14 protein-coding genes are annotated in these 6,291 nt (G+C 47.2%); 5 read left to right on the forward strand and 9 right to left on the reverse strand.

Annotation, left to right across the window (positions count from 1 at the left end):
- The coding region (locus PHF27_RS12670; RefSeq protein ID WP_300070730.1) for a hypothetical protein at positions 1–208 on the forward strand (208 nt) is incomplete at its 5' end.
- 39 nt (positions 209–247) lie between these two features.
- Here PHF27_RS12670 and PHF27_RS12675 read toward each other — a convergent pair.
- The 4 genes from PHF27_RS12675 to PHF27_RS12690 all read right to left on the reverse strand — a co-directional run bounded on the left by PHF27_RS12675 (position 248) and on the right by PHF27_RS12690 (position 1,536).
- The gene (locus tag PHF27_RS12675; RefSeq protein WP_300070733.1) at positions 248–514 is read right to left on the reverse strand and encodes a hypothetical protein; all 267 of its coding nucleotides are present in this window, start codon (positions 512–514) and stop codon (positions 248–250) included.
- Positions 515–566: 52 nt separating this feature from the next.
- Positions 567–830 (reverse strand): hypothetical protein, encoded by a 264-nt coding sequence (locus PHF27_RS12680; RefSeq protein WP_300070736.1) that lies wholly within the window; start codon positions 828–830, stop codon positions 567–569.
- 52 nt (positions 831–882) lie between these two features.
- Entirely contained in the window at positions 883–1,149 is a 267-nt protein-coding gene (locus PHF27_RS12685; protein WP_300070739.1) for a hypothetical protein, read from the reverse strand.
- A gap of 126 nt (positions 1,150–1,275) precedes the next feature.
- Positions 1,276–1,536 (reverse strand): hypothetical protein, encoded by a 261-nt coding sequence (locus PHF27_RS12690; RefSeq protein WP_300070742.1) that lies wholly within the window; start codon positions 1,534–1,536, stop codon positions 1,276–1,278.
- Between the two features lie 98 nt (positions 1,537–1,634).
- Here PHF27_RS12690 and PHF27_RS12695 point away from each other — a divergent pair, with 98 nt between their 5' ends.
- Positions 1,635–2,033, forward strand: a complete 399-nt coding sequence (locus tag PHF27_RS12695) for a hypothetical protein (protein WP_300070745.1) — start codon at positions 1,635–1,637, stop codon at positions 2,031–2,033.
- Between the two features lie 83 nt (positions 2,034–2,116).
- Here PHF27_RS12695 and PHF27_RS12700 read toward each other — a convergent pair whose 3' ends face one another.
- The 5 genes from PHF27_RS12700 to PHF27_RS12720 all read right to left on the reverse strand — a co-directional run bounded on the left by PHF27_RS12700 (position 2,117) and on the right by PHF27_RS12720 (position 3,953).
- A complete protein-coding gene (locus tag PHF27_RS12700; protein ID WP_300070747.1) occupies positions 2,117–2,521 on the reverse strand; it encodes a hypothetical protein in 405 nt (134 codons plus the stop codon).
- Between the two features lie 47 nt (positions 2,522–2,568).
- On the reverse strand, positions 2,569–2,808 hold the full coding sequence (locus tag PHF27_RS12705; protein ID WP_300070750.1) for a hypothetical protein: 240 nt from the start codon (positions 2,806–2,808) through the stop codon (positions 2,569–2,571).
- Positions 2,809–2,943: 135 nt separating this feature from the next.
- Positions 2,944–3,183, reverse strand: coding sequence for a hypothetical protein (locus PHF27_RS12710; protein WP_300070753.1), 240 nt, complete (start codon positions 3,181–3,183; stop codon positions 2,944–2,946).
- Between the two features lie 150 nt (positions 3,184–3,333).
- Entirely contained in the window at positions 3,334–3,567 is a 234-nt protein-coding gene (locus tag PHF27_RS12715; RefSeq protein WP_300070756.1) for a hypothetical protein, read from the reverse strand.
- 146 nt (positions 3,568–3,713) lie between these two features.
- Entirely contained in the window at positions 3,714–3,953 is a 240-nt protein-coding gene (locus tag PHF27_RS12720; protein ID WP_300070759.1) for a hypothetical protein, read from the reverse strand.
- A gap of 59 nt (positions 3,954–4,012) precedes the next feature.
- Here PHF27_RS12720 and PHF27_RS12725 point away from each other — a divergent pair, with 59 nt between their 5' ends.
- From PHF27_RS12725 to PHF27_RS12735, 3 genes are all read left to right on the forward strand, one after another.
- Entirely contained in the window at positions 4,013–5,071 is a 1,059-nt protein-coding gene (locus tag PHF27_RS12725) for a hypothetical protein (RefSeq protein ID WP_300070761.1), read from the forward strand.
- Positions 5,072–5,295: 224 nt separating this feature from the next.
- A complete protein-coding gene (locus PHF27_RS12730; protein ID WP_300070764.1) occupies positions 5,296–6,003 on the forward strand; it encodes a hypothetical protein in 708 nt (235 codons plus the stop codon).
- Between the two features lie 74 nt (positions 6,004–6,077).
- Positions 6,078–6,291, forward strand: a 214-nt coding sequence (locus tag PHF27_RS12735; protein ID WP_300070766.1) for a hypothetical protein, incomplete at its 3' end; no start/stop codon positions are given.

The raw sequence follows: 6,291 nt of genomic DNA on the forward strand, positions 1-6,291 counted from the left end.
TGCCATGCGGCAAGACAGGGGGGACAGCAAGCTGATTGCCCAGCTTAGCGAGCTGACCGACGTGATGCGCAGAGTAGCCGACAAACCCGCTGACCGCAACGTAAAAAGCGAGATTGTCATCAACACGCTTAAAACCCATGCGACGCTCTCGGAGTTTAAGGATATGCTTAATGAAACGTTGCTTCGCGATCTAGAAACAGTGGAGTAAAGCAAAACCGCAGGAATTTACCCTACGGTTTATACTCATTTATCTGCGGCCTTGACCATTGTCTTCGTAGAAGATGGTGTAAGCTAAATAATAGGGACTACCCGTTGAGGAGATCATGCTTCGTACATTTTCAAAACCAATCTCAGCTATAAAATTTTCTATGGGAGCTAACTCCTTTTCGTGTTTTTCTAATTCTTTCTTGTATTTTGCTATGCCCTTTTCGCTTTGATCTTCTCTTGAATTTTGATCAATATAAGCCATATCAAATTTTCCTGGGTCAATCTTAAATATTTTCACTCGTATCATTAGTAAAAACCTCCGATATATTTGTAGAAGGCTGGCAATGCGAAGGGGGCGGCTATCTGCGGCCTAGGTTAATGTCCTCGTAAAAAATTGTATAAGCTAAATAGCTGGGACTGCCCGTCGAGGTGATTATGCTTCGTACATTTTCAAAGCCAATCTCAGCTATAAAGTTCTCTATTGGCTCCACTTCTTTTTCTCGCGTTTCCATTTTTTGATTATATTTTTCTAATCCCTTCTCCCCCTTGCTTTTTAGATATTCGTCTGAACTGACTGAATCAAATTTCAGGGGGTCGATCATAAAAACTCTCATTCGTATCATTAGTAAAACCTCCGATATATTTTTAGAAGGGTGGCAATGCGAAGGGGGGCGGCTACCTGCGGCCTTGTCCATTGTCTTCGTAGAAGATGGTATACACTACATATGCCAATGCACCCATCGCAGATTTTATGCTTCGAATATTATCATAGCCGATATCTGCTATAAAATTTTCTATGGGAGATAACTCTTTTTCGTGTTTTTCTAATTCTTTCTTGTACTTTGCTCTGCCCTTTTCGCTTTGATCTTCTCTTAAATTTTGATCAATATAAGCCATATCAAATTTTCCTGGGTCAATCTTAAATATTTTCATTCGTATCATATTAAAAACCTCCGCTATGTTTTTTACCATTCTAGCACCAAAGGAAAAGGTTGGCAATAAACGCGGGGTAACAGCATCAAAAAGGGGGAGCGGCAAAGCCGTTCCCCCTTGGCGCGCAGGATGAAATCACCCCGGCAGGTTGTCCTCATAAAAAATCGTGTAAGTCATAACGCCCTCGCCGCCGGGCGCGACCGCGATTTTGCGGATGTTCTGAAAGCCCACCTCGGCGATGAACGCCTCAACAGGTGCCATTTCTTTTTTGCGCAACTCCAGCTTTTGGGCGTAACGCTCCTTGCCCTTGGTGACGGCGCCGCTTTTTAAAAGCTCGTCGTAGTTGGTTAAATCGAACACCTTGAGATTCAATAAAAACAGTTGCATCCGCACCATGTAAAATCCCTCCATAAGAACCTTTTCAAATATTTTACCACATATTACAAGCCACATCAAATATAAAGAAAAAATTCAAATTATAAGGAGAAAAAATTATGAAAAACCTCGAAGCATTCTTAAACCCCAAGAAGAAACCCAACATGCGCTTTATCCTCTCGGAGGATTTTGTCGGTGAGGACGGCGCACCCCTTGTGTGGGAGATGCGAACCCTTTCAGCACGCGAGCTTTGTGAGGTGCGCAGCTACTATGAGGGTCGCGGTCAGGAGGAAACAACCCTCGCCCTGCTAGCGAAAAGCCTCGTCACCCCAAATTTGAGCGACGCCGAGCTGTTGCGCGGCCTCTCGCAGAAGGAGGGCAGAACCATCCTCGACCCCGCCGAGGCGCTAAAATCCTTGCTGGATGCGGCGCAGCTTGGGGTGCTGTTGGCCTGCTACTTTAAGCACCAGCAGGTCAATAACTTTTATGAGCTGGTAGATGAAGCAAAAAACTCCTGAGGCGGGGCGGCGACGATATGAGCTATCGCGCCTACCTCGCCTTTTCACGACACGGCATCCTCCCGAATGAATTCATGAGGCTCTCAAACGAGGAACAGGCTTTTCTGCTCGCCTGTGACCTCACCGAACAGGATGAACAGCGTGAATCCGCCGAACGAACCCGTAGACGGATGCGACGGCACTAATCTGCGGTTATACGACGGCAAAACGCTCAGACAATGTTGAAAACTCAGCCGTTCGACAAAAAGTTGCCTAAACATTCGCCGGAACGCGGCAGTTTTCGCAAAAAGCGGACAGGCTGTGGCACGATAACAGGTTGAAAACTGACGTGTTCGACGCCGCTCGACACCGCGCGCGGTGGCATAAAGCGGTAAATAGCTTGATGTGTTGGCGCTTTTATAGCGGTCTGTAACGGGGTCAAGGCGAAAAACAGCAAAAAGCACAAAAATCGGTTTGGCGTCACACAGGACGGCATTGGGCCAAAACATAAAAATACCGCCGTCCGTTTAGGAGGCGGCGGTACAGGGTGGTAGCATTAGCCGAAGATACCTTTCTTTTTGGGCTCTTCTTCAACATAGGGGGTGTAGGGCTGGCCGTCTTCGTAGAAGATGGAGTAATAAGATTCATAGGCGGTACTTGGAGCGACTATAATGTTTTTAACATTGGCATAACCAACTTTTTCAATGAAAGCCTCTATTGGAGCCCATTCTTTATGTTTAGTAAGTGGATTGCAAGAGCGCTCCAAATGAATTTCAAACATTTCAACACGTATCATAATCAGAAACCTCCCAGATTTTTCTTTAATAGTACCACAAGATTGAAAGAAGTTGAAGAAAAATGAGTGATGGCAATGCAATGGTTAGCTAAAACAAAAGCGCACAGGTAGCCCTGCGCGCTTTAAAGTTGGTTATTAGCCGAAGATACCTTTCTTTTTGGTCTCTTCTTCAACATAGGGCGTAAAGGGCAGGCCGTCTTCGTAGAAGATGGAGTAGTAAGAATAAACATTGGTACCTGGGGTAGTAATAATATTCTTAATATTTTGATAACCAACTTTTTCAATGAAAGCCTCTATCGGAGCCCATTCTTTATGTTTAGTAAGCGGATTGCACGAGCGCTCCAAATGAATTTCAAACATTTCAACACGTATCATAATCAGAAACCTCCCAGATTTTTTCTTTAATAGTACCACAAAATTGAAAGAGGTAGAAGACAAATGGATGATGACAATGCAAAGGTTTCCAGTTGGGCGCACGGCTAAAAAAAGCGCACAGGCCGCTCCTGTGCGCTTTAAAGTTGGTTATTAGCCGAATAGGCCCTTTTTCTTGGGTGTAGTGCGCGGGGTGTAGGGCAGGCCGTCTTCATAAATAATGTGGTAGTAGCCCGTGCCGGTAGTAGTAGATTGTATTTTTATATTCTTAATATTTTCATAACCTATTTGCATAATAAAGTCTTCAATTGGTCCTAACTCTTCATCTTCTCCAATAGCTTTGGAAGCTACAATGCTGCTAATGGTGAACACTTTAATCTTTATCACAACAAAACCTCCAGTTTTTAATTTAATCATAACACAAAAAAGAAAGAGGGAGAAGACAAATGGATGATGACAATGCAAAGGTTTCCAGTTGGGCGCACGGCTAAAAAAAGCGCACAGGCCGCTCCTGTGCGCTTTAAAGTTGGTTATTAGCCGAAGATACCTTTCTTTTTGGGCTCTTCTTCAACGTAGGGGGTGTAGGGCAAGCCGTCTTCATAAAGAATGTGGTAATAGGTAAGTCCACCACTGACGTAGATGACTTTAATATCTCTAATATTTTCGTAACCAATCTGCGCAATGAAGTTTTCAATAGGGCCTAGCTCTTTATCCTCTTGGTTAGGCTCAGAAGCTTGAAGAGAACGTAGAGAAATAACTTTAATCTTTATCACAAAAAAACCTCCTGTTTTTAATTTAATCATAACACAAAAAAGAAAGAGGGAGAAGACAAATGGATGATGAAAATTCAAAAATTTTACAGTTGGATGAACTGATCACAGAAATTAAAAGTCAAGGTGAAGCCATTGCGGGTTCGATGAACAATCAATTGACAACCCTGCAATTGCTGGACGGCACATTGCTGATGTCATACGGAATGCACAGCCAGCTTTTTTCAGCAATGTTGGGCCAACTGTCATTGCAAAGCAGTTTTGCCGGTGCGCAGTTGGGCGAGCAACAGCTTTACGACGCGGCATCGCTCGAGGGGGCAGCGGCTACATATCTGCTGCTGGATATTCTCTCCGGCAATGTCGGCAGCATGGTGGAGAAGCTGACCGCACTGGCAAACTATGGTCAAGGCATACTGACTAAGGCAGAGGAGCTGCCCGCCTTGCTAGAAAAGCTGGGCGGCGGCGAAAAGAGTGATATTACCAAGAGCGGCGATATATTAACCGGCGGATTGGGGGCATTAGGAAGCATACAAAGTGCAAAGGAAGGGGTAGGTGAATTAGCAGGTATGGCCGGATTTGCGGGCAAGGGTATCGGGCTACTCTCTGGTCTGTTATCCGGCCCCGCCCTGCCGGTCATCATCGGTGCGATTACGGTAGCCATGGGCGGCTTTTTTGCACTCAAGGCACTTAAAACACGCATTGGAAAAAAGCAGGAAAAGGCCACCGCTGGCTCTGGCGATGCTGCTTCATCTAACGCTTCTAGCGGAGGCAATGCCGAGGAAGACCTTGCGGAAAAAGCGCCGCCGCTGGTCGTCGACCCGACAGATCCCTTTAAAACCGGCGCAGGGGACGAATCGAACTACAACCAGTATCAAAGTCAAATAGACAGCAGCCGCCAGACAGCGGACACCCTGCGCGAAGCGGTCAAGGTTGGAAACGACGAGGTTGTCAAGAAGCTTGATGCTGTGGCCACCGCGCTGCAAAGGGTGGCAGAAAAGCCCGCCGACCGCCACATTAAAAGCGAGGTTGTCATCCAGTCGCTGAGCACCAGCATGACGTTCTCGGAATTTAGGGACAAGCTCAACGAAGTGCTCGAGCGGGAAACGCAGACAGCACCATAACAGCGCATACAGCCTGACCGCAGGCCGCGTGCGCTATTTTATAGCCGATTAGCCTGAAAACCACTCCGTCCTTTCGGCCTATTTCCCGTGCTGGGGCGTTGTGCCCTCGTCAGGCGCCAGCCCGTCTTCGTCGTCTGCCTTGCGGCGCAAAAAATAGTCTCGCAAATATCGGGTCGTTTTTCAAGTTAGCCGACTACATATTCATTACATAAGGAGGTCAAAAAATGGCTTACGAAATCTACTTAGGCGGTTGCGCGCTCTACGGCGTCAGCTCGGTGGAAGAATCGGTCGCGCGCAACGTCACCGAGCACGACGCCATCGGTTCCGGCGTTTTTACCATGCCACAAAATGCAGGGCTTAAAAGCTGGAACATCAAGCTGGAGCTGACCCAGCAAAATCTCGGGCAGGAAGGCTGGCGCAAGGCATCCGCAGTGCTCGATGAGCTGCGCGACATGCTCAACGACAAAAACGGTCAGCGGCTCATCATCGTTTCTGATCAGCAAAGGCTTTCAAAACTGGCACTGCTGCGAGATATCAAATATGAAACCAGCTATCAGGGCATCTATTCGGTGACGCTTTCACTGGTGGAATACGTGAAGGCGCAGGTGAAATCATCCGGCGTGCCAAGCGTCACCCGACCCGGTACACGCCCCAAAGCGCCGGATAGCTTTAAGGTTAAGGCCGCATATGATGAGCTGGTTGGAAAAAAGGCTTTTGAAGTGCCTGATTCCAGCACAATATATCTTGTTCCCGAAACCAATGGAACAAGACCGCTGAATCTTGCCGGACTCAAAGATGACGCCATTGTCAAAGTCATCAAAGGGGACGCTAACAGCGCTTTCCTCACCGAGCAGCAAAAGGAGCAGGCCGCCATAACCGGCGTCATGTCCAACGCTTATGAGGCTTTTGACAATAGCATGAGTTCGGAATAAGCGCAAAAAAACAGCCCGACCCGCCAAGCGTGGGTCGGGCATCTTTTATATCAACATGATGAGGAGGAAACAACATGATTTTAGTTAATAATCTCGATGTCTCTCAGGTGGTCTACAGCGCGAGCTGGGCCGAAGGATTAAACGACGGGCCTTCCACGCTGGATTTTTCGCTCCCCGCTGCGCAGGCGGCAAAGTTTTCGGTCGGCGATACGGTCATCTTCACCTACAAGGGTACCAAGGTGTTCTACGGTTTTCTGTTCAAGGTGGATAGGGGGCCGAATCAGGCCA

It is taken from the genome of Anaeromusa sp., from assembly GCF_028691475.1.
In the GTDB taxonomy this organism is placed as follows: domain Bacteria; phylum Bacillota; class Negativicutes; order Anaeromusales; family Anaeromusaceae; genus Anaeromusa.